A 23,004-nucleotide genomic window follows, 5' to 3' on the forward strand; every position below is an offset into this window, starting at 1 on the left:
CCGCATGAAGCGGGCTCGGATCAGCGAGAGCCGCAACAGACCGCGGACATGCAGCGGCAGAGATCGACATGCAGGCGCGCCACGAGCGGGACGCTCACGGCAAGATGGCGCACTGATGTCTTCATGCTCAGTACATTAACACCGGGACTTTGGGATACTCAAAGGTCTGCTTTGAGGTATCGGCACGCGGAGAGCCGCGCGGAGAGCCGCCAACTGCCCCTGGAAACACCGACGCCCCAGCGCGTGAGCGGCTGGGGCGGGACGGACCGGGGTACGGACCGGCGTACGGGTGTGACGAAACTTACGCGGAGCTTATGGCGCGCATACGGGACAGGGGCGCGTCCTACTGGGTCGCGCCGTCCTCCTGCGTACGGTTCGCCTCCAGCTTGGCCTTCGCGGAGTCGACCTTCCCGACGAGCTGCGCGGACATCTCGTCGCGCTGCTTGCGCAGCAGGATGAAGCTGAGCGGCGCGGAGACGACCAGCGCGAGCAGCAGCACCCAGATGAAGTTGGAGTCGCCGAGGCCCTTGGGCAGCGCGCCGAACTGGACCAGGGCGGCGACGACGACGAAGGACCCGACGAAGATGCCCAGGCGCATCGCGGTGTAGCGAATCGTGGCGCTCGTTCTGGCGGCGGTCACAGCGGCCCTCTCTCCTCGTGCTCCTCGTGACGACGTCCGTGTCCGACGTCCGTGTCGGACATACGCGTCCGACGTACGGCATCCAGTGAAGCACGCCGCCCGGCGTCCCATATAAGGGGGTTACCGCTCAGGGCACTCGGTTCAAGACGTTCGGTTCAAGGGACCCGGTGCAGCGGCAGCAGCATCGTGATGTCGTCGCGGTCGTCGCCGGGCGCCACCCGTATCGCGTCCGGCACCCGGCCGACCTCCTTGTAGCCGCACGACTCGTAGAAGCGGTCCACCCCCGTGCCACCCCGGCAGGTGAGCCGTATCGCCTCGATGCCGTCGATGCCGCGGGCCGCGTCGGCCGTCGCGTCCATCAGGTCGCGGCCGTACCCGTTGCCCTGGTGCCGCGGGTGGACCATCACCGTGTACAGCCAGAGCCAGTGCCGCATCAGCCGGTGGGTGTTGAACGTGAGGAAGGCCGTGGCGGCCACGGCGCCCTCCTCGTCGTACCCGACGAGCAGCCGGGTCCGCCCCTCGGCCATCGACACGAGATGCTTGACCAGCTCGGCGCGTACGTCGTCCGGATTCGCCGGGGGTACGAAGCCGACGGCGCCGCCCGCGTCGGAGACGTCCGTCCAGAGCGCGACGACGCCGTCGCGCAGGGCCGGGTCGACGGGCGGGTCCAGGATGAACGTAAGCGGCATTCCGCAACAGTAACCATTACCCGCCCATGCGCTCAACCCCGGTCCAGAACGCGAGAAGCCCCAGCTCAGCGAGCTGGGGCCGCTCGACGGGAACGTACCGGAAGATCAGAGCCGCATCGGCTGCGGCGTCTCACGCCGGTCCGCGTCGGGGCCCGGGTACTCCCGGATGATCTCGTAGCGCGTGTTCCGCTCGACGGGGCGGAAACCGGCGTCGCGGATCAGGTCGAGCAGATCCTCACGGCCGAGCTTGTTCGGCGTGCCGTAGTTGTCGGCGTCGTGCGTGATCTTGTACTCGACGACCGAGCCGTCCATGTCGTCCGCGCCGTGCTGGAGCGCGAGTTGGGCGGTCTGCACACCGTGCATCACCCAGAAGACCTTCACGTGCGGGACGTTGTCGAACAGCAGCCGGGAGACGGCGAAGGTCTTCAGCGCCTCGGCGCCGGTGGCCATCGTCGTACGCGCCTGGAGGCGGTTACGGACCTTGCCGTCCTGCATGTCCACGAAGTCGTGCTGGTAGCGCAGCGGGATGAAGACCTGGAACCCGCCGGTCTCGTCCTGGAGTTCACGCAGCCGCAGCACATGGTCGACCCGGTGCCTGGGCTCCTCGATGTGGCCGTACAGCATCGTGCACGGGGTCTTGAGACCCTTCTCGTGCGCGAGCCGGTGGATGCGCGACCAGTCTTCCCAGTGCGTGCGGTGGTCGACGATGTGCTGCCTGATCTCCCAGTCGAAGATCTCGGCGCCACCGCCCGTCAGCGATTCGAGCCCGGCGTCGATCAGCTCGTCGAGGATCTCACTGGCCGTCAGCCCGGAGATCGTCTCGAAGTGGTGGATCTCGGTGGCCGTGAACGCCTTGAGCGAGACCTCCGGCAGCGCCTCTTTAAGAGCCTTGAGCGAGCGCGGGTAGTAACGCCAAGGGAGCGTCGGGTGGAGCCCGTTGACGATGTGCAGCTCGGTGAGGCTCTCGCCGCGCATCGCCGTGGCGAGCCGGACCGCCTCCTCGATACGCATCGTGTACGCGTCCTTCTCGCCCGGCTTGCGCTGGAACGAGCAGTAGGCGCACGACGCGGTGCAGACGTTCGTCATGTTGAGGTGACGGTTGACGTTGAAGTGGACGACGTCACCGTTCTTACGCGTCCGCACCTCGTGCGCGAGACCGCCCAGCCAGGCCAGGTCGTCCGACTCGTAGAGGGCGATGCCGTCCTCACGGGTCAGCCGCTCGCCGGCCCTGACCTTCTCCTCCAGCTCGCGCTTGAGCCCCACATCCATGACAGATGCAGTCATGCGGCGCCTCCCACTGTGTGTGCCATATGTCCGCCGGACGCCCGGTTATCAGGCTCCACCAACCGTACGCCTACGTTTCGTCGGGAAGTTCGCCGACCCGGTTCTCCCACTTCGTGGAGAGCACGATGGTCGTACGGGTCCGCGAGACGCCCTTCGTACTGCCGAGGCGGCGGATCGTCTTCTCCAGACCGTCGACGTCGCCGGCGCGGACCTTGAGCATGTACGAGTCGTCGCCGGCGATGAACCAGCAGTCCTCGATCTCGCTCAGACCGCGCAATCGGTGCGCGACGTCCTCGTGGTCGGCGGCGTCGGAGAGCGAGATGCCGATCAGCGCGGTGACACCGAGGCCTAGCGAGGCCGAGTCGACGGTGGCGCGGTAGCCGATGATGACGCCTGCGGCCTCCAGCCGGTTGATGCGGTCGGTGACGCTGGGCCCGGAGAGCCCGACGAGCCGGCCGAGCTCGGCGTACGAGGCTCTGCCGTTCTCCCTGAGGGCCTGGATGAGCTGCCTATCCACGGCGTCCATATGCCTGAAGCCTTCCATTGTTCAGCTATCTCGCAAGTTGATGTATGCAATCTGAGGCAGTGTGCAATCTAGGGCAGTGCGGCGACGAGCCGGTGCATGCACGGACTCGCTACGATGCTCCCGGCCCCGGCCCCGTCCCCGTACGGGAGCCGCCGCCCAGCTCCCCCTCCCAGCGGCGGTACAACCGGTGCGGCACCCTTGCCGCGTCCAGCACCCGCCCGGCGACGAAGTCCACCAGGTCCTGGATGTGCGTCGCCCCCGCGTAGAAACCCGGGGACGCGGGCAGCACGACGGCGCCCGCCTCGTCCAGGGTCACCAGATGCTTGAGGGTCCCTCCGCCCAACGGGGTCTCCCGGACGGCGACCACCAGTGCGCGGCGCTCCTTGAGCGTGACGCTCGCCGCGCGTTGCAGCAGGTCCTTCGACAGCCCGAGCGCGACACCCGCCACACAGGCCGTGGAGGCGGGGACGATCAGCATCCCCTTGACCGGGTACGACCCCGAGGACGGCCCGGCCGCCAGATCACCGGCGGCCCAGTGCCGTACGTCCGACACGTCGGGGGCGAAGGTGTCCGGCTTTCCGTCGGCGCCCCGGGCCAGCCACGTGCGCAGATCGTCCCGCCAGTGCGCGTCCCGGAAGGAGATCCCCGTCTCGTCGAGCAGCGTGAGGCGCGACGCGCGGCTGACGATCAGATCGACGCTCTCGCCGGCGTCGAGCAGCCCGCGCAGCACCGCCGCCGCGTACGGGGTCCCCGACGCGCCGGAGACTCCGACGACCCACGGCCGCCGGGGCCCCGCCGTGGGCCGCTCGGCATGGCGCTGGTCCTCAAGGTCCGATCCGGGTTTCACGCGTCCGACCCTATCCGGCGTCCGGAAGCAGGAACCGGGGACGGTGCCTCGTGCGTTCCAGGGATGGGAGCGCGACGACCCTTGGGGGGCGACATGCCGGATTCATCCATCGACAGGAACGCGGTGCGCCGTATCAAAGCGGCGGCCGCGCTGATGCTGGGCTGGCTGGCGCTGCTCTGGATCCTGGAGGCCGTGGACACCTCGACGGGCGCGCTGGAGACGTACGGGCTGAGCCCACGCGATCTGGGCGAGCTGCGCGATGTCATCCCGATGGCGTTCCTGCACCACGGATTCGACCATCTGGCGTCCAACGCCCTGCCGTTGCTCGTGCTCGGCTTCCTCGCGGCGCTCAGCGGCATAGGCCACTTCCTGCGCGTGGTCCTCACGATCATGGTGATCGGCGGCCTGGGCGTCTGGCTCACGGCCGCGGACAACTCCGTCACGGCGGGGGCGTCCGGTGTGGTCTTCGGGCTGCTCGGCTATCTGCTGGTCCGCGGCTTCGTGAATCGCAGCATGGTGGACATCGTGGTGGGCGTGCTGGTCCTGGTGATGTACGGATCGGCGCTGTGGGGCGTCCTGCCCACGAATCCGTCGGTGAGCTGGCAGGGGCATCTCTTCGGCCTGATAGGCGGGGTGCTGGCGGCGTTCATGTTCCGCCGCCCCAAGCGCCAGGTCCCGGCGGGCGCGCTCATATCCTGACCGCGCCCACCGCTCCGCCTGCCCGTCAGACGGTCAGGCCGCGTACGAGCAGGTCGAGCAGCGCGCAGATGAAGAGCGCCATCCCAATGAAGCCGTTCACGGTGAAGAAGGCCCGGTTGAGACGGGACAGATCGTTCGGCTTCACGACCTGGTGCTCGTAGAGGAACGCGGCGGCGACGATCAGCAGACCGACCCAGAAGAACAGACCGGCGTCGGTGGCCAGCGCGTACCAGACCAGCAGGGCCGTGGTCACGACGTGCGCGACCCGCGCGCCGTACAGCGCGGCCGGGATGCCGAAGCGCGCCGGGACGGATTTCACGCCGTGCGCGCGGTCCGCCTCGACGTCCTGGCTGCCGAAGATCAGGTCGAAGCCGCCGATCCAGATGCCGACGGCCAGACCGAGGATGACGGCGTCCCACGACCACTCGCCGGTGACGGCGATCCAGGCGCCGACCGGGCCCATGGCTTGGGCGAAGCCGAGGATGGCGTGCGGGAAGTTCGTGAAGCGCTTCCCGTACGGATAGACGACCATCGGGACCACGGCGACGGGAGCGAGCGCCAGACAGAGCGGATTGAGCAGGGCGGCGGCGCCCAGGAACACCACGAGGGCGACGAGCGCGCCCGTCCACGCGGAGCGCACCGACACCGCGCCGGTCACCAACTCGCGGTTCGCGGTACGGGGGTTACGGGCGTCGATCTCGCGGTCGATGATCCGGTTGCAGGCCATCGCGAAGGTCCGCAGGCCCACCATGGCGATCGTGACGAGCAGCAGCCGGCCCCAGTGGATGTTCTTGTCGAGCTGGAACATGGCCGTCAGCGCGGCGATGTACGCGAACGGCAGCGCGAAGACCGAGTGCTCGATCATCACGAGCCGCAGGAACGCCCGGGTCCTGCTGCCGGACGGCGCGGACCCCGGCCCCGAGGACCGCCCCTGTCGTCCCTGTCGTCCCTGCCCGACGAGTCCGTCGGCTCCCTCGGCGGCACTGGTCACAGGCCGTACTCCCTCCAGCGCTTCGTCACCCGGTCTGCGGTCTCCGGGTCGGACTCGACCATCTCCGGCCAGCCGCCGTCCCGCGTGTACCCCTCCTCGGGGAGTTTGCGCGTCGCGTCGATACCGGCCTTGCCACCCCAGAACTGCTGGTACGAGGAGTGGTCGAGGTGGTCGACCGGGCCCTCCACGACCGTCAGGTCCCGCGAGTAGTCGGTGTTCCCCAGCGCCCGCCAGGACACCTCGTGCAGATTGTGGACGTCGCAGTCGGCGTCCACGACGACGATCAGCTTGGTGAGCGACATCATGTGGGCGCCCCAGATGGCGTGCATCACCTTCTGCGCGTGCTTCGGGTACTTCTTGTCGATCGCGACGATCGCGCAGTTGTGGAAGCCGCCCGACTCCGGCAGGTGGTAGTCCACGATGTCGGGCACGATGATCTTGAGCAGCGGCAGGAAGAACCGTTCCGTCGCCCGCCCCAGCGGCCCGTCCTCCGTCGGCGGCCGGCCGACCACGATCGACTGGAGCAGCGGGCGCTTGCGCATCGTCACGCAGTCGATGGTCAGCGCGGGGAACGGCTCCTGCGGCGTGTAGAAGCCGGTGTGGTCGCCGAACGGCCCCTCCGGCAGCATCTCCCCCGGCTCCAGCCAGCCCTCGATGACGACCTCGGCGTTGGCCGGCACCTGGAGCGGCACCGTACGGCAGTCGACCATCTCGATCCGCTTGCCCTGTACGAAGCCGGCGAAGAGGTACTCGTCGATGTCGCCGGGCAGCGGGGCGGTGGAGGCGTACGTCACAGCGGGCGGACAGCCGAAGGCGATGGCGACGGGCAGCCGCTCACCGCGCCTGGCGGCGACCTGGTAGTGGTTCGCGCTGTCCTTGTGGATCTGCCAGTGCATGCCGATGGTGCGCTTGTCGTGGCGCTGGAGCCGGTAGAGCCCGAGGTTGCGGACGCCGGTCTCCGGGTGCTTGGTGTGTGTCAGACCGAGGTTGAAGAAGGATCCGCCGTCCTCGGGCCAGGTGAACAGCGCGGGCAGCCGGTCCAGATCCACGTCGTCGCCGGTGAGGACGACCTCCTGCACGGGCGCGCTGCCGGGCTTCACCTTCTTCGGCGGCACATGCGTCATCGTGCCGAGCTTCCCGAACGCCTCGCGCACCCCCACGAAACCCTGCGGCAGTTCGGGCTTGAGCAGCCCGCCGATCTTGTCGCTGATGTCCGTGTACGACGTGAGGCCGAGCGCCTTGAGGAGCCGGCGGTCCGTCCCGTACACGTTCATCGCCAGGGGCATGTCGGAGCCCTTGACGTTCTCGAAGAGGAGCGCGGGCCCGCCCGCCTTGTTCACCCGGTCGACGATCTCGCCGACTTCCAGATACGGATCGACCTCGGCCTTGATGCGCTTGAGGTCGCCGTCGCGCTCCAGCGCCCGGAGCAGAGAGCGAAGATCGTCGTAAGCCATGCCGTCCAGTATCTGCTACTCGCTACCCTGGACCTGTAACCGGGGCCACCGCCCCGTAATCGATCTCCATTCCCAGGGGGCGCCATGCTTCGGGTGCTGATGATTCTGGTGCCGCTGGCTCTCAGCATCTATGCCTTCATCGACTGCATCACCACCGACGAGAAGGACATCCGCCATATCCCCAAGCCCATCTGGGCCATTCTGGTGCTGCTCTTCCCGCTGGTCGGCTCGATCGCGTGGCTGATCGCGGGCAAGAAGCCCACGGCCGGCATCGGCTCGGCGGGCGGCCGCCGGGGCGGCTGGGTCGCGCCGGACGACAACCCCGACTTCCTCAAGTCCCTTGAGAAGGACGGCAAGAAGGACGGCACGAAGGACGCGGCGGCGAAGGACGGCGAGAAGAAGGAAGAGACGCCGGTCGCGGATCACGCGGAGAACGCGGACGCGCTGGCCGAACTGGAGCGGCGCGAGGCCGATCTGCGTCGCCGGGAGGCCGAGATCGAGCGCCGCGAGAAGGAGAAGGGCGGCAGCGCCGACGACGTCCCGCCGGCGGGCTGAGGCACCTCACGTACGACAGCGGCGTGCCCCCGGCCTGACCGGCCGGGGGCGCGCCGCTGTTCTGTTCCCGCTCGGTCAAACTCCCGCGTACGAGTGCTTTCCGGTGACGAAGATGTTGACGCCGTAGTAGTTGAACAGCCAGCAGCCGAAGGCGATCAGCGCCAGCGTCGCCGCCTTGCGGCCCTTCCAGCCCGCCGTGGCGCGCGCGTGCAGATAAGTGGCGTAGGCGACCCAGGTGATGAAGGACCAGACCTCCTTGGGGTCCCAGCCCCAGTAGCGGCCCCAGGCGTCGCCGGCCCAGATCGCGCCCGCGATGATCGTGAAGGTCCAGAGCGGGAAGACGGCGGCGTTCACGCGGTACGAGAACTTGTCGAGCGTCGCGGCGGCGGGCAGTCGCTCCATGACGGACGACCACGCGCGGCCGACGGTGACACCGCGGGCGACCTTGGACTCGTACACGTCGCGCAGCAGGTAGAACAGCGTGCCCACGGCGCCGAGGTAGAAGACCGCGCCGCAGAAGATCGCGGTGGAGACGTGGATCCAGAGCCAGTACGAGTGCAGTGCCGGGACCAGTTGGTCGCTGTCGGTGTAGAGCACGGTCGTCGCGACGCCCAGGTTGAGCAGGACCGTGGTGACCAGCGGCAGTCCGATCCAGCGGACGTTCTTCTTCGTGAGGAGGAAGGCGAGGTACGTGCCGACCGCCACCGTGGAGAAGGTGGTGGAGAACTCGTACATGTTGCCCCACGGCGCGCGCTGGACCGCCATCGCGCGGCTGATGACGCCCGCCGCCTCGATCAGGAAGCCGAGCGCGGTCAGGGCGACGGCGATACGTCCGTACAGGTCGCCCTTGAGCGTGCCGCCCGCCGCGCCGGGGCCGTCGGGCACGTCGCGGCGCCCGGCCGCCGAGCGCGTGATGACCTTGGGCCGCTCCAGGACGGCGGTGCCGCCGCCGTTCTCCTTCTCCGCCGTGCGCACCTCGACCGTGGCGGCGGCCGTCGCACCGGTGCCGGTCAGCGCGGCGGCGGTACGGCCGACCTTGCTGCGGCTACCCAGGACCCATTCGACGATATGGGCGAAGAAGGCCAGGGTGTAGACGGCCATGGACGAATAGACCAGCACGTTGGCGGTGTGCGCCAGGTTCTCGTTGGTGGTGGCGGCGAGGATCACTTCTCAGCCCCTTCGACAGGCTCTCCGGCAGGTGTGGCGGGGTTGGCGGGTGCTTCTGCGGCTTCTTCAGATTCTTCGGGTGCTACCGGCGCTGTCGGCTCGGTCGGCGCTGTCGGCGCTGTCGGCGCCTCCGCGTTGAGCGTCAGCGCCAGGTCGCCCAGTTCCTCGGGGAGCTTCGCCGACTCGCTGCGGCCGAGGCCGGCCATCTCCACGACGGTGACGCCGTCGGCGCCCCGTACCGCGCGGACCCAGATCCGGCGCCGCTGGATGAAGAGCGAGCCCACGAGCCCGATGACGGCCCCGATCGCACCGGTGAGGGCGAGCCCGTTGCCGGGCTGCTGCGAGACCTGGAAGGTCGCCCACTCCTTGATGTCCTTCTCGAAGGTCACCGAGCCCGCGCCGTTCGGCAGCTTCATCGTCTCGCCGGGCAGCAGCCGCTGTGCGAGCTTCTTGCCGTCGGCGTCCTTGAACTGCTTCATCTTGCTGGTGTCCAGCTGGTACACGTTCTGCGGCAGACCGGAGTCGACGCCGAGGCTGCCCTGGTAGCCGGTGAGCGCGAGCACGGGATAGTCCAGCTCGGGGAACTGGGAGAACATGTTGCCGTTGCCCTTGCCCGCGAAGGTCGGGACGAAGAAGGCGTTGAAGCCGAGTTGCTGCTTCTTGCCGTTCTTGTCCTTGTAGCCGTCCATCACCTTGATCGCGCCGGTCGACGTGATGTTGTTGTCGATCGGCAGCAACGGGGTCGCGCCCTTGAAGACGACCTTGCCCTTGCCGTCCCGGACGGTGAGGACGGGGGCGTACCCGTGGCCGATCAGATAGACCTTCGAACCCTTGACCTCCAGGGGCTCGTTGACCTCGATGACGGCCTTGCGCTCCTTGCCGCTCGCGTCCGTCGAGTAGCTGACGTGGGCCTCGAACTCGCGGGCGGTGCCGACCTGCGGTCCCTTGCGCTCGAAGGTCCCGACGAACTTGTCGAGGTTGAAGCTGAACGGTTCCAGGTCGTCGGTGTCGTACATCGAGCCCGACTTGAAGTCGTCGTACTGCGTGAGGGTGTTGGAGAAGCCGTCGCCCTCCATGATCAGCTTTCCGCCCTCGGACTTGAACAACTGCCCGGTGGCGAAGGCCACCAGCATCACGATCAGCGCGATGTGGAAGAGCAGATTGCCGGTCTCGCGGAGGTAGCCCTTCTCGGCGGCGACCGCGTCCCCGACGGTGTGCGCGCGGAAGCGCCGCCGCTTGAGCATGGTGAGCGCGGCCTCGCGGGCCTCGTCCGGCTCGGCGGTCGTACGCCAGGTCGTGTACGCGGGAAGCCGGTCGAGCCGCTTGGGGGCGCCCGGCGGACGGCCGCGCAGCTGCCCGACGAACTGCCAGGTGCGCGGGACGATGCAGCCGATGAGCGAGATGAAGAGCAGGAGGTAGATCGCCGAGAACCACACCGAGCTGTAGACGTCGAACAGCTGGAGCTTGTCGTAGATCGGTGTGACCGTCTCGTGCTTCTCCTGGAACGTCTGGACCTTCAGCTCGTCGACGCTGTTCTGCGGGATGAGCGAGCCGGGGATGGCGGCGAGCGACAGCATGAAGAGCAGGATCAGCGCGACGCGCATCGAGGTGAGCTGACGCCAGAACCAGCGGATCCAGCCGAGCGGACCGAGGCTGGGCCCGCCGATGGCGGACTCCTCGCGGGGGGCGGTGGAGAGCTGCGATCCGGCGGCGCCGAGTTCGCGGGTCTCGCGTGCTTCGGGTGACTCGGGCGTCTCGGCCGCATCGGCCGTGGTGCCGTCGGCGGCTGCCGCTGTCGTCTCTGTCTTGCTCATGGAACTAGATCCCCACCGTGAAGCCGTTGGTCCACGCCTGCATGTCCTGCATGATGCTGTCCCACACGCCGGTCACCAGCAGCACCCCGGTCGCGATCATCATCACGCCGCCGACCCGCATCACCCACATGTAATGGCGCTTGACCCAGCCGAACAGGCCCAGTGCCTTGCGGAACGCCACGGCGGCGAGCACGAAGGGCACACCGAGCCCGATGCAGTACGCGACGGTCAGTATGGCCCCTCGCCCCGCCGTCGCCTGGTCGAAGGCCAGCATGTTCACGGAGGTGAGCGTCGGGCCGATGCACGGTGTCCAGCCGACCCCGAACATCGCGCCCAGCAGCGGAGCACCGACGAGGCCCGACACCGGCTTCTTGTGGACGCGGAACTCGCGCTGCGTGAGCCAGGGCAGCAGCCCCATGAAGAACACGCCCATCGCGATCATGAGTACTCCGAGGATCCGGGAGATGACCGCCCGGTTGTCCTGGAGGGTGTTGCCGAAGTAGCCGAAAAGCGCGCCGCCGGAGACGAAGACCGCGGTGAAGCCGGTGATGAACAGCACCGCGCCGGTGACCATCCGCCCCCGTCGGGCGTCGCCCAGATCGGTGCCGCTGATGCCGGTGACGTACGAGAGATAGCCGGGTACGAGGGGCAGTACGCACGGCGAGAAGAACGAGACGAGACCACCCAGCAGCGCGATCGGCAGCGCGACCATCAACGCACCGTCGAAGACGGTCTCATTCATGCCGGGAACAGCGGCGAGAACCTCCACGGGATCACTTCTCCGCGATCAGCGGGTCGATCAGCTCGCGCAGCTTCTTGTCGTCGAGCGCCTTGAGCGAGCGGGCCGCGATCTTCCCGTCCCGGTCGAGCACGATCGTGGAGGGGATCGCCTGCGGGTTGAGGGTGCCCTTCGGGAAACCGTTGACGATGAGCTTGCCCGCCGGGTCGTAGATGCTCGGGTACGCGACGCCGTAGTCCTTCTCGAAGGCTATGGCCGCGCCCTTGTTGGCGTCGCGGGCGTTCAGCCCGACGAAGGCGATGTCCTGCCCCTTGGCCTCGGTCTCCTTGGCGACCTTCGCGAAGTACGGCGCCTCGGCGCGGCAGGGTCCGCACCAGGAGCCCCAGACGTTCAGCACGACGACCTGGCCCTTGAGGTCGGCCACGTCGAGTTGCTTGCCGTCGAGCGTCTCACCGGCGATCTTGTTGACCGACTTGCGCTCGCCCTTGGCGACGGTCTGCACCCCGCCGGTGTTCGTCACGAAGTTGGTGTCACCGCCGCCGCCGGACGTGGCGCCACCGCCGCACGCCGCGAGGGTGAGCATGGCCGCCGACGCGACAACGGCCGGAAGTACGGCGCGTGGGCGTCGGTTCGAGCGGCTTCGGGGGGCTCGGCCAAAGTTCATGTGAAAAGTTTCGCATGGGCCATTCAGGGATCTTCTTCGCCCCCCTCGGTCCCGGAGAAGCCCTGACCGCGCCCTGTCGGCGGCCTGGTCAGGGCCGCCGCCCCAGGCTTTGCGAGGCTTACGCGGCCTTGAAGAAGGTGTTCCAGCCGCCGGCCGGAGCCTGGCCGACCTCCAGCGTACGGAGTTTGGCGAGCACGGCCGGGTCCTGGACATCGAGCCAGTCGGTGAACTGCCGGAAGGAGACGAGCCGTACGTCCTTCTTCTCCGCCATCCCCTTCAGCGCTTCTTCGACGGCATCCATGTATATGCCGCCGTTCCACTCCTCGAAATGATTCCCTATGAAGAACGGGGCACGATTCGACTCGTATGCGCGGCGGAATCCGGAGAGATACGCCTCGGTGGCCTGCTTGCGCCAGCCCGGATAATTCGCGGGGACGCCCTTCGTCGAATTCTTCGACTGATTGGCGAGCATGTTGTAGTCCATCGACAGCACCTCGAAGGAATGCCCGGGGAACGGCACGGCCTGCAACGGCAGATCCCATACGTCCCGTCGCTTGCCCGGCCACATCTGCCGGCCGCCGGGCGAGCTGGCGTCGTAGCGCCAGCCCATCTTGCCCGCCATGGGCAGCAGGTTGTCCTGGCCGAGCAGGCACGGCGTACGGCCGCCGACCAGTTCCTTGCGGTAGTCGAACGGCAGCGGATCGAGGTCCTTCCAGCCGCTGTTGGTCTTCCACTCGGTGACGAAGCCGATGGCCTGTTCGGTCTCGTCGCGCCACTGCTTCGGCGACCAGTTGCCGACGGAGCCGGAGCCGGCGCAGAAGTGCCCGTTGAAGTGGGTGCCTATCTCGTGCCCTTCGAGCCAGGCCTGGCGTATGTACTTGAGCGTGTCCTTGATGTGCGCGTCGGTGAGATAGCCGATGTCGGAGGCGCCGACGGCGTTGCCCGGCGGGCGGTAGAGGGTCTTCTTCGACTCCGGCAGCACATAGATGCCGGAGAGGAAGAACGTCATCGCCGCGCCGTGGTCCTTCGCGAGGTCGAGGAAGCGCGGGAAGAGGCCGTTGCCGACCTCGCCCGCGCCGTCCCACGAGAAGATCACGAACTGCGGCGGGGTCTCACCCGGTTCGAGCGGTACGGGCTCGGGCGGCTGGTGCGGCTGCTTTCCGGTGTCGGCCGTCGAACCGTCACCGATCAGCCGCACATTCTTCTCACTCGCCTTGCCGCTCGGCCTGCCCCCGCCCTCGCCCCCGGCCCCGGCGGTGTCCCCACCGGCATTTCCGGACGCACCCGTGTGGGTACCGCAGCCACCGATTCCGATTGCGGCAGCCGCCCCAATTCCGGCTCCGAGCAGGCTCCTTCGGCTCATGTCGCGCATATCGGTCCCATCCGCACTCGCTCATGTAACGTCCGCCGGTCATGCGGACGACAACACGTTAGAGGGCATAGGGAACTCACAGGTTCCAGGAATTGGTAAAGCATCGGCCTGTAACAGCAGATGTGACATTTCCCGCCGAACCGTGGGCGATTGGCCGACTACGCTCCGAAAGCTTTCGACGCGCCCTTCACCGGTTTGGCACCGGCGAGAAGATGCGCGGGTACGAGATCGCGCGCCGGTTCCGTATAGGCGACGGAGATCAGCCTCTCCCCCTCGTACGTGAATGTCGTCAGGGACGCGAGCGTGCACTGTCTGCGGCGCGGGTCGTGCCAGAGTCTGCGGCGCTCGAAGTGGCTGCGCACGATCCAGATCGGCAACTGGTGGCTGACACACACGGCCTCGTGCCCGAGGGCCGCGTCGCGCGCGTCCGCCAGGGCGGACTTCATGCGGGCGACCTGGTCGACGTACGCCTCGCCCCAGGAGGGCCGGAACGGGTTCGTGAGATAACGCCAGTTGGCGGGCGAGCGCAGCGCGCCGTCGCCGACCCCGAAGGTCTTGCCCTCGAAGACGTTGGCGGCCTCGATGAGGCGGTCGTCGGTGTGGAGGGTCAGACCGTGGGACTTGGCGACGGGGCTCGCGGTCTCCTGGGCGCGCTCCAGCGGGGAGGCGACGACGTAGGTGATGTCGCGGGTCGCGAGGTGCTCGGCGACGCGGTCGGCCATCTGCCGGCCGAGTTCGGAGAGGTGGTAGCCGTCGCGGCGCCCGTAGAGAACTCCGTCGGGGTTGTGCACCTCTCCGTGCCGTACGACGTGAACGACGGTGGTCTCGGCGCTCATGCCTTTGCTCCGGTCTCGGTCTCGGGCGCTGTCGCTTCCGCCGCCGCGCGGGCGGCGGCCGGCAGGGCCGCGGCGATGCGCTCGACCGCGCGGTCGTCGTGGGCGGTGGAGACGAACCAGGACTCGAAGGCGGACGGTGGCAGATAGACGCCGTCGGCGAGCATCGAGTGGAAGAAGCCGGTGAAGCGGAACGCTTCCTGCCGCTTGGCGTCGTCGTAGTCGCGGACCTCGTCGGCGGTGAAGAAGACGGAGAACATGTTGCCCGCCGTCTGCACCCGGTGCGCGACGCCCTCTTTACCGAGGGCGTCGGAGACCAGCCCGCGGATCTCGGCGGACACGGCGTCGACCTTCGCGTACGCCGCGTCGTCGAGCAGGCGCAGCTGCGCGAGCCCGGCGGCGGTGGCGACGGGGTTCCCGGAGAGCGTGCCCGCCTGGTAGACGGGCCCGGCGGGTGCGAGGTGCGCCATGACGTCGGCGCGACCGCCGAAGGCCGCGGCGGGGAATCCGCCGCCCATGACCTTGCCGAAGGTCATCAGGTCGGGCGCGACACCGTCGATGCCGTACCAGCCGGCCTTCGACGTACGGAATCCGGTCATCACCTCGTCGGAGATGTACAGGGCGCCGTTCGCGGCGCACAGCTCCTTGAGCCCGGCGTTGAATCCGTCACGCGGCGGCACGACGCCCATGTTCCCGGGCGAGGCCTCGGTGATCACACAGGCGATCTCGCCGGGGTGCGCGGCGAAGGCCGCGCGTACGGCCGCCAGGTCGTTGTACGGCAGTACGACGGTGTCCCCGGCCTGCGCGCCGGTCACCCCGGGCGTGTCGGGCAGCCCGAACGTCGCGACACCGGACCCGGCGGCGGCGAGCAGCGCGTCGACGTGCCCGTGGTAGCAGCCGGCGAACTTGACGATCTTCGCGCGCCCGGTGAACCCGCGGGCGAGCCGGATCGCCGACATGGTGGCCTCGGTGCCGGACGACACGAGCCGTACCTGCTCGACGGGCGCGACCCGGCCGACGATCTCCTCGGCGAGCGCGACCTCGCCCTCACCGGGCGTCCCGAAGGACGTACCCCGGGCGACGGCGGCCTGGACGGCCTCGATGACCTCGGGCCGCGAGTGCCCGAGGATCATGGGCCCCCAGGAACAGACGAGGTCGACATAGTCGCGCCCGTCGGCGTCGGTGAGGTACGGACCGTCACCGGACACCATGAACCGGGGCGTACCGCCCACGGCCTTGAAGGCACGGACGGGAGAATTCACGCCGCCGGGCGTCACGATCGACGCACGGTCGAAAAGCGCCTGCGAAACGGGGGCTTCGTATGAATACGACACTTTGGTCCTGATCTGCGATTCGGGGTCGGGTGGCCGGGGACGAAGGATCTCGGCCACCGATGAGCGGGGCGCGCGGTCTCCTCGTATTACATAAGGGCGTCAACGCCCCCGCGTCTGCGAAACTGGGGCGTCATAGGGGAAGCTCACGCAATCCATGGTGTCAGAGCCTTCGAAGTATCTGCGGACAGGTGTTTCACCGGTCGCCCGTGGGGGAGGTCACTGTCACGATGATCGGGTTGCGCGGCCGGGGCTGCGAGTGGTCGGGTGGAGATATGCATCGCGGTGGCGGACTGGGCGAGGGAACCGATGACCTCGGGCCCGACCCTGCCCGACGGGGAAAACACCGGCGCCGCGAGCGAGAGGCCCGCGCGCAGCCTCCCTCCAGCAGAAACGACAGCCGGCCTCCCGGGGGCGGGAGCGGCCGGGTGGGCGTGACGTACAAGTACTTCGGCGCCCCGGACGGCGCGACGGCGGCCCGCGTCCCCATCTCGATGCGCCCGGAGGAACTGGGCGGCGACGAGCTGGGCATGGGCGGCATGTTCACCAAGATCAAGCCCGAGACGATAGCCGCGATGGTCCTCACGGGCATCCAGGGCATGCCCCTGAACAAGGTCCCCCCACTCGAACTGGTCGTACTGCACCCGGACTACGCGGTGGTCAAACTCCCGATGACGGTGGTGGACCCCCTGCGCGGCATCGGCGAGGAATCGGTGGGAGCGGCGGCCTTCATCTGGTCGACGGTCCCGGACCGGGGCGGGCCGCGGGACGCGTTCAACGTGTACCAACTGCTGCACGAGTGGCAGGACTTCAGCCATCGCCTGCATGAGGCGGGGCATCAGCCGTACTGCTTGGTGTGGCCGTGAGCTGAGGGGCCGGGGTGTGCGGGCGAGAACTCTCGTGAACCGCACGACCGGAGCAGCCGCGATCATTGCCGCCCACTCAGCCACGCTCACCTCACGCCGGACCGACGACCTCAGGGTGCCGCCGGACCACAGCGGCTCGCACAGAGAGGGTGACACCGTCCTCTCGGAGAGAACGAAACCGCTCCCCGTCCTTGTGCGGTCGGCACAGCACTCGTGACGGCGAGGACGTGTACTCACTGACGCGCCGCGCTCGTACCCGAGGCCCCGGCCCGGGCGTATCCCGTAGGGGGCGATCGCTGATCGAACTCGCCGTCATCAACCCATCAGACCGAATGTGTTGACGAAAGGGGTCTTGTCCGGCGCCTGGGGTAGGACCATGTCCGCATGGACAGTAGCGATCCCCGGCACTTCCCGTCCGCGCCACCTCTGCCCGCACCGAAGCGTCTCAATACCGTGATGCGGCTGTACGACGGACCGCTGTACCGCGACTGGGCGTTCTGGCTGACGATCGGATGGGGAGCCCTCGCGGCCGCGAGCATCCCGGCCAGCACGGAACCGAGGGAGTTACCCGTCTGGCTGGACACCCTGCTCGCCGTCATCACTTTCGTCGGGCTCTTCGGGGTGCTACCCACCTGGATACGGCTTCTGGTCAGACGGTGGCTGTGGCGCAGACGCCAGACGTCGCCCGCGGCCGTCTTCGACACTCAGACGTTCGCCGCAGGAGCCGCCCCAGTGGTGGCGGTCTGGGACATCGTTCCTCCCGCACCCCCGGCCCCGCCTCGGGCCGCCTACTCCCCACCGCTCTTCCTCCCGCCGGCCGGGGGCGGATCTCCCAGTGCCGGCCGCGAGTCCGTCCACTCGACCGACGTACTGACCCGGGCGCGGGGCACCCTCCCCCATCCGGTGGCTCGCGCCGTACGCACTCTGCAACTGGCCCCCACCGCGAAGGAACAGTACGACGCCTTGCTCGACGCCGCCGAGACGCTGGCCATCACCGTCAGCGTCACAGCCGCGGCACTGCTCCGGGCGGCGTATGAGCAGAACGACGCGGACACGGACGCGGACAAGGAACGGCGCCGGTACGCGGAGCTGCGCCTTGCCGAGCTCCGTAGGGCGTTTGTCGAGCGGGGCGCCATGTTCGGTACGTGGACGACGTGGCTCGGCAGACTGGGTCCGTTGCCGGTCGGCTCCCCCGGTCTGCTCCCCGGGTTCCTGCCGGCGCTGGCCGGGCAGCCTGGGAGCCCCGGGATCGTCGAGGACCTCAACTCGCTCCGCACGGAGCGCAACCGGGCCGCGCACGGTGACAAACCGAAGAGCGAGCCCGAGTCCGCGCTGCGCGTGCGGGAGTGCAGGATCTCCTTCGACCGCGCCCTCGGCCGGGCGGGGTTCCTCATGGCGACTCCCTGGCTCCTGACGGTTTCGTGCACCTATCAGCACAGGTCGGACGACTTCCACGTCATCGCGCGCGACGCGACCGGCGATCACCCGGACTTCGAGCGACGGATCTTCACGTGGGAACGCCCTGTGGAAAACGACATGTTCTACGTGAACGGCCCCGAGGGGCCCGTTCCGCTGTCCCCGTTCGTCGCCAACTCCTTCTGCGAGCAGTGCAGTCAGACCGAGGTCTGCTACACCTACCGGGCGGGCAAGAAGGAGGGCCCTGCGACCCTCAAGAGCTTCGGCCGGGGACACGAGATCAAAGTCCCCGAACTGGGCCCCGACATCCGCTCGCTGCCGACGAGCCCGTCACAGGGCGGCGGGACTCCGTAGGCCGGCAACCTCGGCTTCTCCTCCGCCGAACGGGCTGGATTGGTGTGCGTATGTCCCGACACCTCGGGCGGGTGTCGCCTTACTGGCCGTGGGTGATCGCCGCGCCGTCTCTGGGAGCCGACCAACCGAGCCGCCACGAGCCTGGTCGAGCTGCCGAATTTCCTTCTGGGGGACCACCACCGCCGCTGTTTCAACAACCGGCTTCGCGCAGCCGAGGCCGTTCTCGTTGTCAGCTCTTCAGCGCTGCGATCTGCCGTGCGCGCGCGCTGAGTTCCTGGACCGCCCGCACCTTCCGATACGGGGCGGTGCGCCTGCGCATGGTCGCGAAGTGCTCGTCGCCTCGTGCGGACGACAGACCCGCGTATCCATCCAGGAACGCGCCCCACGTCGCGCACGCTTCCTCGATGTGCCCGAGTTCGAACTGCCGTTGAGCCATGATCGCGTTGAAGTGCACACGCCCCTGGCGTTCCTGTTTCGGCTGCGCCCGCAGCGCCGTCTTCAAGGCCGCGATCGAGCCGGGCAGGTCGCCGGTCTCGTGCAGCACGTGAGCGACATGGAACTGATAGGCGGCCTGGTCGTACCCGCCGATCGACTCTCTGCGCGAGTCGGCCTTCGAGAGCGCCACCTCGGCCTCGCGCAGCCGGTCGAACGCCGCACGTCTGGCACCCACCATCGCTGATGCGTGTGCCTGCTGGCCCCGCAGGAAGGCGACAAGTCGGGGCCCGGACTGCGGGGCCGCCTCCGCGGCCGAGTCCGCGAGTTCCAGGGCCTTACGCCCGTAACGCAGGTGCGACGCTTGAAGGCTCATGCCACGCAGGGTGCGGCAGTACGTCACGTGGTCGTTCGCCTCGCGCGCGATGTCCAACGCCTTGACGTAGTACCGCTGTCCGAGCCCGTGTTGACGCTCGAACATGGCCATCCAGCCCGTGAGGTATGTCAGGTCCGAGGCTGCGGAGAGCATGTCTCTCCTGACGTGTTCCGAGGCGGAAGCCCGCAGGTAGGGGGCGACGGTGTTGACGAGAAAGGCCGCCGCCATCGGCCTGGCGTGACCGCCTCCCAACTCGTCGAGGATGTCAGCGATGCGCTCGGTCATCGTTCGCACGGTCGCCACTTCACCCGCACCGATGTGGGTGGTGGGCTTGGTGGCGCGTTCGCGCTCCTCTGCGTGTGCCTCACCGGCGAACAGAGGCACGGCGAGGGCGGCTGAGTACAGACCGGCGGTGAGAACTCCGCGGCGCGAGGGGTCCATGTCTGCCCTTCCGAGATCCAACAGGGACTCGACAGTGTCCCCACTGGCCGACCCCCTCCCGTCCTTCAGCGGCCGAAGCCCCGCTTCCGTATACGTCACCGGGCGCGCGAGTCTGCGTTCGAGCGCCTCGATGATCACCGGTCTGACCTGCTCCCTCGGCTGGGTGCCGGCCACCCAGTGCGAGACGGCGGACTGGTCGTACCTGAGGGAGATGCCGACCTGGGCACCGATGCGATTCACGGCGTTGGCGAGCTGGGTTCGGGACCATCGCGCCTGTTCAAGCAATGTTTCGAGACCTGCGTTGCGGCCGTTCTGAGATGCCTGGGCCATGCCAACTCCCCGGTTAATTCATGGCTTTCACGGTTGCACCTGCTTCTCACGGTACCGGGCCGAGCACGTTGCGGAGTTAGCTCTACACGCACCGCGATCAAAAGCGGCCAATGAGAGGAGACGTGTGGTGACCACCGTGACAAATCCCGCGTTCCCGACCCCACTGGCACAGGCGGCTGGGACGAAGACGGCGACCTGGAGAGAGCCGATGAGGGCCGCACAGGCTGCTTTGTCGTTCGACGCGCAGCCGAGGCACGTGGAGACCGCGCGCCGCGTCACGGCCGCCGTGCTCGGCGAAGCCGGCGTACGGGACAGCGACACCATCAGTACGGTGCAGCTGCTGGTCAGCGAGATCGTGACCAACGCGATCGTCCATGGCGACGCCAACTCGGTGTCGTTCCGGATCACTTGTGACACCGCCGGTGAGGCGCTGATCGAAGTCGACGATCACTCGTCCGGCGCTCCGGAGGTACGGGAGGCGGGTCCGGAGGACGAGGGCGGGCGTGGCATGCGGCTCGTCACGTACTTCGCCCGCGACTGGGGACGCAAGGGGACGTGCACCTGGTGCACGGTTCCGGTCGGGCCGGTGACCGGGTGACGGTCGCACACGGGAGGCGGCCGGCGTTCGTCCTCACTCCCGGCGGCGAGCCCCCACAAGTCCCAAAGACGGACACCGAACTGCTACGACTCCTGCTGGAGTCCCTGCGCCGCTGGCAGCCGGCGGAGCCGGACGGCCTGCCATGAGCAACAGGCCCGCCTCCCGTCCGCGTACCAGCTTCCCCAGAACCGCACTCGCCGTGCTCAGAGCCATTCGCCGGGAACACCCCGTACTGATCCACGGCCTCTACACCTACCTCAGCGTCACAAGCCTCCTCCTCGCCCTGACCGCCGCCGTCGCGGCTCGGGGCTGAGCGCGATACGCCGACGAGGACGACGACTCCCCGGAGTTTCCATGAGCACCACGCCCGATGATGCGCACCCACACGCCACAACACCGGTCCACGAGACGGCCGACGCCTTACGCGCCGCGATGCGTGGGCACGATCTCGACGTGCCCAGCCTCTCGGTGGAGCAAGACAGGGTCGACCTGGGCGACATCACCGTCACCACCGCCGACCGGCTCGCACACCTCCTGGGCGCACCAGCGCAGGGAGTCGAGCGGAACCTGACCGAATGGCCCGAGGCACAACAGGTCATGCGCCGCCTCGGCGCCGCCTTCAAAACAGCCACCGGCGGCGGCTTCCTCGACCTGTACTTCCACCACGACTGCATCCGCTGCGACAGCGACGCCGCTCTGACGCTCGGCCCGATCAGCCTGCCGGAAGCACAACGTCTCCTCTCCTCCCTGTCGAGAAGGGCACCCCAGGAACCATGAATCCGCACCCCGCACAGCCCGTCATCGACACGCACGTCCTTCTCCGCGACGGAGACAAGATCCTCTTCTCCCAGCGCGGCAGCCCGTACGGCTACGGCCGCTGGCACATGCCGTCCGGCAAGCTCGACCAGGGCGAGCCCATGAGCGTCGGTGCCGCTCGGGAACTCAGGGAGGAGACCGGCGTCGAGGTCGATCCCGCGCATCTGCGGCTGGTGCACGTCGTGCACCACAAGCAGAGCGAGACCGTCGAGCGGACTCGCAGAGCACGGCTGGTGACGTCGGCCGCCCTCTTGGCGACAGCCGCTACGCGCGGAGCGCCGCCACCGCGTTGTCGAAGAGTTCGAGCGGGTCCGACGCGCCGTCCGACTCGCACCAGGCGTCGACCGCCGCGTCCAGGCAGGCGAGGGCCGCCGCGACGAAGGCGCGGGCGCGGGGGTCGGGGGTTGCCGAGGGGGGAAGACCGAGGCGGCGGTGGATGTCAGGGGCCAGGAGTGACTGCCAGCGGAGGTGTTTCTCCAAGTGCCTGGCCCGCAGCGAGGGGGCGTCGTGGCACATCCGGGCCACCGCGAGGGGTTCCGCCGGGAGGTCGGCCGACTGGAGGGTCAGGAGTGCCGCGCGGATCGCCGGCCAGGCCGGTTCTTCGGGTGGGCGGGTCTCCAGGGCGGTGCGGACCGCTTCGCCCAGGGCCTCGGTGTCGCCGAGGACGAGGTCTTCCTTGTTGCCGAAGTAGTGGAAGAACGAGCGGCGTGAGATGCCCGACGCGGCGGCGATCTGGTCGACCGTCGTCGCCTCGAAGCCGTTCTCCGCGAAGAGGCGCAGCGCCGTTTCCGTGATCTCCGCCCGCACCGCACGACGTGTGCGTTCGCGGAGAGTGGGTGGGTCGGCCATCCGCCCAGCGTACGCCATTATCACCCAGTGCACTTCTTGCACCGAGTGCACAGACATGCCTATGGTGCAGATATGACTGGCATCGACTACTCCCGGCAGACAACCGTCATCACCGGCGCGAGTTCCGGCATCGGCGCGGCCTTCGCCCGCGAGCTGGCGCGCCGCGGCTCCGACGTCGTGCTGGTGGCCCGGCGACTCGACCGCCTCGAAGCGCTGGCCTCCGAACTCCGGACGGCTCACGGCATACGGGCCACCCCGGTCGCCCTCGATCTCAGCATGCCGAGAGCGGGCCGTACGCTCGCCGCCGACCTCGCCGAGCGGGGGATCGCCGTCACCGGCCTGGTGAACAACGCCGGTTTCGGCACCGACAACGCATTCCACGAAGAGGACCCGGAACGCCTCACCGACGAGATCAACGTGGATGTCGCGAACCTCGTCGACATCACACGCGCGTTCATCGATCCGCTGCGCGCCGCCGGCACCGGCATCCTCGTCAACGTCGCGAGCATGGCCGCGTACTCGCCGACCCCGGGTATGGCCGTGTACGCGGCGAGCAAGGCGTTCGTGCTCAGCTTCACGGAGGCCCTGTGGTCCGAGTCGCGCGGCACCGGTCTGCGCGTGCTGTCCCTGGCGCCGGGTCTCACGCGTACGGAGTTCTTCGACACCCTCAGCGGCGGCACGTACAAGGGGAGTTACCAGACGGCGGAACAGGTCGTCCGAACCGCCTTGCGCGTGCTCGACCGCGGACGGCGGCCGAGTGTGCAGTCGGGGCGTCTGAACGCGTTCGCCGTGACGCTGCCCCGGCTGTTCACCCGCAGGCGGACGGTGCTCATCGGGCAGGCGCTCGCGAGGCGTTCCGGTGCCGCGCGGGTCAACGGACCGGTGGCACAGCCCGGTTAGGGCTCTCTGTCGCCGTCACCT

General features: G+C 68.5%; 24 protein-coding genes and 1 pseudogene. 9 read left to right on the plus strand and 16 right to left on the minus strand.

The annotated features are described in order from the left end of the window. Positions 1–343: 343 nt before the first annotated feature. The 5 genes from ACFT9I_RS08110 to ACFT9I_RS08130 form a co-directional block, all read right to left on the minus strand. Positions 344–640, minus strand: coding sequence for a DUF4229 domain-containing protein (locus ACFT9I_RS08110; protein WP_382561919.1), 297 nt, complete (start codon positions 638–640; stop codon positions 344–346). 155 nt (positions 641–795) lie between these two features. Next, positions 796–1,329: a GNAT family N-acetyltransferase gene (locus ACFT9I_RS08115; protein WP_382561921.1), complete on the minus strand. Its 534-nt coding sequence runs from the start codon at positions 1,327–1,329 to the stop codon at positions 796–798. A 105-nt stretch (positions 1,330–1,434) separates the two neighbouring features. Then, positions 1,435–2,598, minus strand: a complete 1,164-nt coding sequence (gene mqnE / locus ACFT9I_RS08120; protein WP_382561984.1) for an aminofutalosine synthase MqnE — start codon at positions 2,596–2,598, stop codon at positions 1,435–1,437. Between the two features lie 85 nt (positions 2,599–2,683). Continuing rightward, the gene (locus ACFT9I_RS08125; protein ID WP_023539462.1) at positions 2,684–3,139 is read right to left on the minus strand and encodes an Lrp/AsnC family transcriptional regulator; all 456 of its coding nucleotides are present in this window, start codon (positions 3,137–3,139) and stop codon (positions 2,684–2,686) included. A gap of 109 nt (positions 3,140–3,248) precedes the next feature. Beyond that, entirely contained in the window at positions 3,249–3,986 is a 738-nt protein-coding gene (locus tag ACFT9I_RS08130) for a UbiX family flavin prenyltransferase (RefSeq protein WP_382561924.1), read from the minus strand. Between the two features lie 93 nt (positions 3,987–4,079). Between ACFT9I_RS08130 and ACFT9I_RS08135 the strand changes: the two genes are divergently transcribed. Then, positions 4,080–4,685: a rhomboid family intramembrane serine protease gene (locus ACFT9I_RS08135; RefSeq protein ID WP_382561925.1), complete on the plus strand. Its 606-nt coding sequence runs from the start codon at positions 4,080–4,082 to the stop codon at positions 4,683–4,685. 25 nt (positions 4,686–4,710) lie between these two features. On the opposite strand, the gene mqnP is transcribed toward ACFT9I_RS08135, so the two are convergent. Further along, on the minus strand, positions 4,711–5,676 hold the full coding sequence (mqnP, locus tag ACFT9I_RS08140) for a menaquinone biosynthesis prenyltransferase MqnP (RefSeq protein WP_382561927.1): 966 nt from the start codon (positions 5,674–5,676) through the stop codon (positions 4,711–4,713). After that, positions 5,673–7,130 (minus strand): menaquinone biosynthesis decarboxylase, encoded by a 1,458-nt coding sequence (locus ACFT9I_RS08145; protein WP_382561929.1) that lies wholly within the window; start codon positions 7,128–7,130, stop codon positions 5,673–5,675. The genes mqnP and ACFT9I_RS08145 overlap by 4 nt, the downstream gene beginning before the upstream one ends. 84 nt (positions 7,131–7,214) lie before the next feature. On the opposite strand from ACFT9I_RS08145, the gene ACFT9I_RS08150 reads away from it, so the two are divergent. Next, positions 7,215–7,685 (plus strand): PLD nuclease N-terminal domain-containing protein, encoded by a 471-nt coding sequence (locus ACFT9I_RS08150; protein ID WP_382561931.1) that lies wholly within the window; start codon positions 7,215–7,217, stop codon positions 7,683–7,685. A gap of 75 nt (positions 7,686–7,760) precedes the next feature. On the opposite strand, the gene ccsB is transcribed toward ACFT9I_RS08150, so the two are convergent. The 7 genes from ccsB to hemL all read right to left on the minus strand — a co-directional run bounded on the left by ccsB (position 7,761) and on the right by hemL (position 15,608). Next, positions 7,761–8,852, minus strand: a complete 1,092-nt coding sequence (ccsB, locus tag ACFT9I_RS08155; RefSeq protein WP_382561932.1) for a c-type cytochrome biogenesis protein CcsB — start codon at positions 8,850–8,852, stop codon at positions 7,761–7,763. Beyond that, the gene (locus tag ACFT9I_RS08160; protein WP_382561933.1) at positions 8,849–10,666 is read right to left on the minus strand and encodes a cytochrome c biogenesis protein ResB; all 1,818 of its coding nucleotides are present in this window, start codon (positions 10,664–10,666) and stop codon (positions 8,849–8,851) included. The genes ccsB and ACFT9I_RS08160 overlap by 4 nt, the downstream gene beginning before the upstream one ends. A 4-nt stretch (positions 10,667–10,670) precedes the next feature. Beyond that, positions 10,671–11,408 (minus strand): cytochrome c biogenesis CcdA family protein, encoded by a 738-nt coding sequence (locus ACFT9I_RS08165; RefSeq protein WP_382561935.1) that lies wholly within the window; start codon positions 11,406–11,408, stop codon positions 10,671–10,673. Between the two features lie 31 nt (positions 11,409–11,439). Then, positions 11,440–12,069, minus strand: a complete 630-nt coding sequence (locus ACFT9I_RS08170; protein ID WP_382561936.1) for a TlpA family protein disulfide reductase — start codon at positions 12,067–12,069, stop codon at positions 11,440–11,442. A 118-nt stretch (positions 12,070–12,187) separates the two neighbouring features. After that, a complete protein-coding gene (locus ACFT9I_RS08175) occupies positions 12,188–13,441 on the minus strand; it encodes a hypothetical protein (protein WP_382561938.1) in 1,254 nt (417 codons plus the stop codon). A 158-nt stretch (positions 13,442–13,599) separates the two neighbouring features. Then, positions 13,600–14,277 carry a histidine phosphatase family protein gene (locus ACFT9I_RS08180; RefSeq protein ID WP_382561939.1) on the minus strand — a complete coding sequence of 226 codons (678 nt, stop codon included), beginning with the start codon at positions 14,275–14,277 and terminating at the stop codon, positions 13,600–13,602. Continuing rightward, positions 14,274–15,608 (minus strand): glutamate-1-semialdehyde 2,1-aminomutase, encoded by a 1,335-nt coding sequence (gene hemL / locus ACFT9I_RS08185; protein ID WP_382561941.1) that lies wholly within the window; start codon positions 15,606–15,608, stop codon positions 14,274–14,276. The genes ACFT9I_RS08180 and hemL overlap by 4 nt, the downstream gene beginning before the upstream one ends. Positions 15,609–15,880: 272 nt before the next feature. On the opposite strand from hemL, the gene ACFT9I_RS08190 reads away from it, so the two are divergent. Beyond that, positions 15,881–16,471, plus strand: a complete 591-nt coding sequence (locus ACFT9I_RS08190) for a hypothetical protein (protein WP_078494231.1) — start codon at positions 15,881–15,883, stop codon at positions 16,469–16,471. Positions 16,472–16,855: 384 nt separating this feature from the next. After that, complete coding sequence (locus ACFT9I_RS08195) at positions 16,856–18,241, plus strand: hypothetical protein (protein WP_382561943.1); 1,386 nt, start codon at positions 16,856–16,858, stop codon at positions 18,239–18,241. A 229-nt stretch (positions 18,242–18,470) separates the two neighbouring features. Here ACFT9I_RS08195 and ACFT9I_RS08200 read toward each other — a convergent pair whose 3' ends face one another. Continuing rightward, positions 18,471–19,820, minus strand: a complete 1,350-nt coding sequence (locus ACFT9I_RS08200) for a hypothetical protein (protein WP_382561945.1) — start codon at positions 19,818–19,820, stop codon at positions 18,471–18,473. A 127-nt stretch (positions 19,821–19,947) separates the two neighbouring features. Here ACFT9I_RS08200 and ACFT9I_RS08205 point away from each other — a divergent pair, with 127 nt between their 5' ends. The 4 genes and pseudogenes from ACFT9I_RS08205 to ACFT9I_RS08220 form a co-directional block, all read left to right on the plus strand. Further along, a complete protein-coding gene (locus ACFT9I_RS08205) occupies positions 19,948–20,418 on the plus strand; it encodes an ATP-binding protein (RefSeq protein ID WP_382561947.1) in 471 nt (156 codons plus the stop codon). 142 nt (positions 20,419–20,560) lie between these two features. Continuing rightward, a complete protein-coding gene (locus ACFT9I_RS08210) occupies positions 20,561–20,731 on the plus strand; it encodes a hypothetical protein (protein ID WP_382561949.1) in 171 nt (56 codons plus the stop codon). A 41-nt stretch (positions 20,732–20,772) separates the two neighbouring features. Then, positions 20,773–21,195, plus strand: coding sequence for a hypothetical protein (locus ACFT9I_RS08215; RefSeq protein WP_382561951.1), 423 nt, complete (start codon positions 20,773–20,775; stop codon positions 21,193–21,195). After that, positions 21,192–21,449, plus strand: a pseudogene (locus ACFT9I_RS08220) (NUDIX domain-containing protein); the annotation flags it as partial. The gene ACFT9I_RS08215 and the pseudogene ACFT9I_RS08220, both read left to right, overlap by 4 nt. A 49-nt stretch (positions 21,450–21,498) precedes the next feature. On the opposite strand, the gene ACFT9I_RS08225 reads toward ACFT9I_RS08220, so the two are convergent. After that, a complete protein-coding gene (locus tag ACFT9I_RS08225) occupies positions 21,499–22,083 on the minus strand; it encodes a TetR/AcrR family transcriptional regulator (RefSeq protein WP_382561952.1) in 585 nt (194 codons plus the stop codon). 72 nt (positions 22,084–22,155) lie between these two features. Here ACFT9I_RS08225 and ACFT9I_RS08230 point away from each other — a divergent pair, with 72 nt between their 5' ends. Next, positions 22,156–22,983 carry an SDR family NAD(P)-dependent oxidoreductase gene (locus ACFT9I_RS08230; protein WP_382561954.1) on the plus strand — a complete coding sequence of 276 codons (828 nt, stop codon included), beginning with the start codon at positions 22,156–22,158 and terminating at the stop codon, positions 22,981–22,983. Positions 22,984–23,004 lie beyond the last annotated feature (21 nt).

This window comes from Streptomyces sp. NPDC057137 (genome assembly GCF_042670825.1).
In the GTDB taxonomy this organism is placed as follows: Bacteria; Actinomycetota; Actinomycetes; order Streptomycetales; family Streptomycetaceae; genus Streptomyces.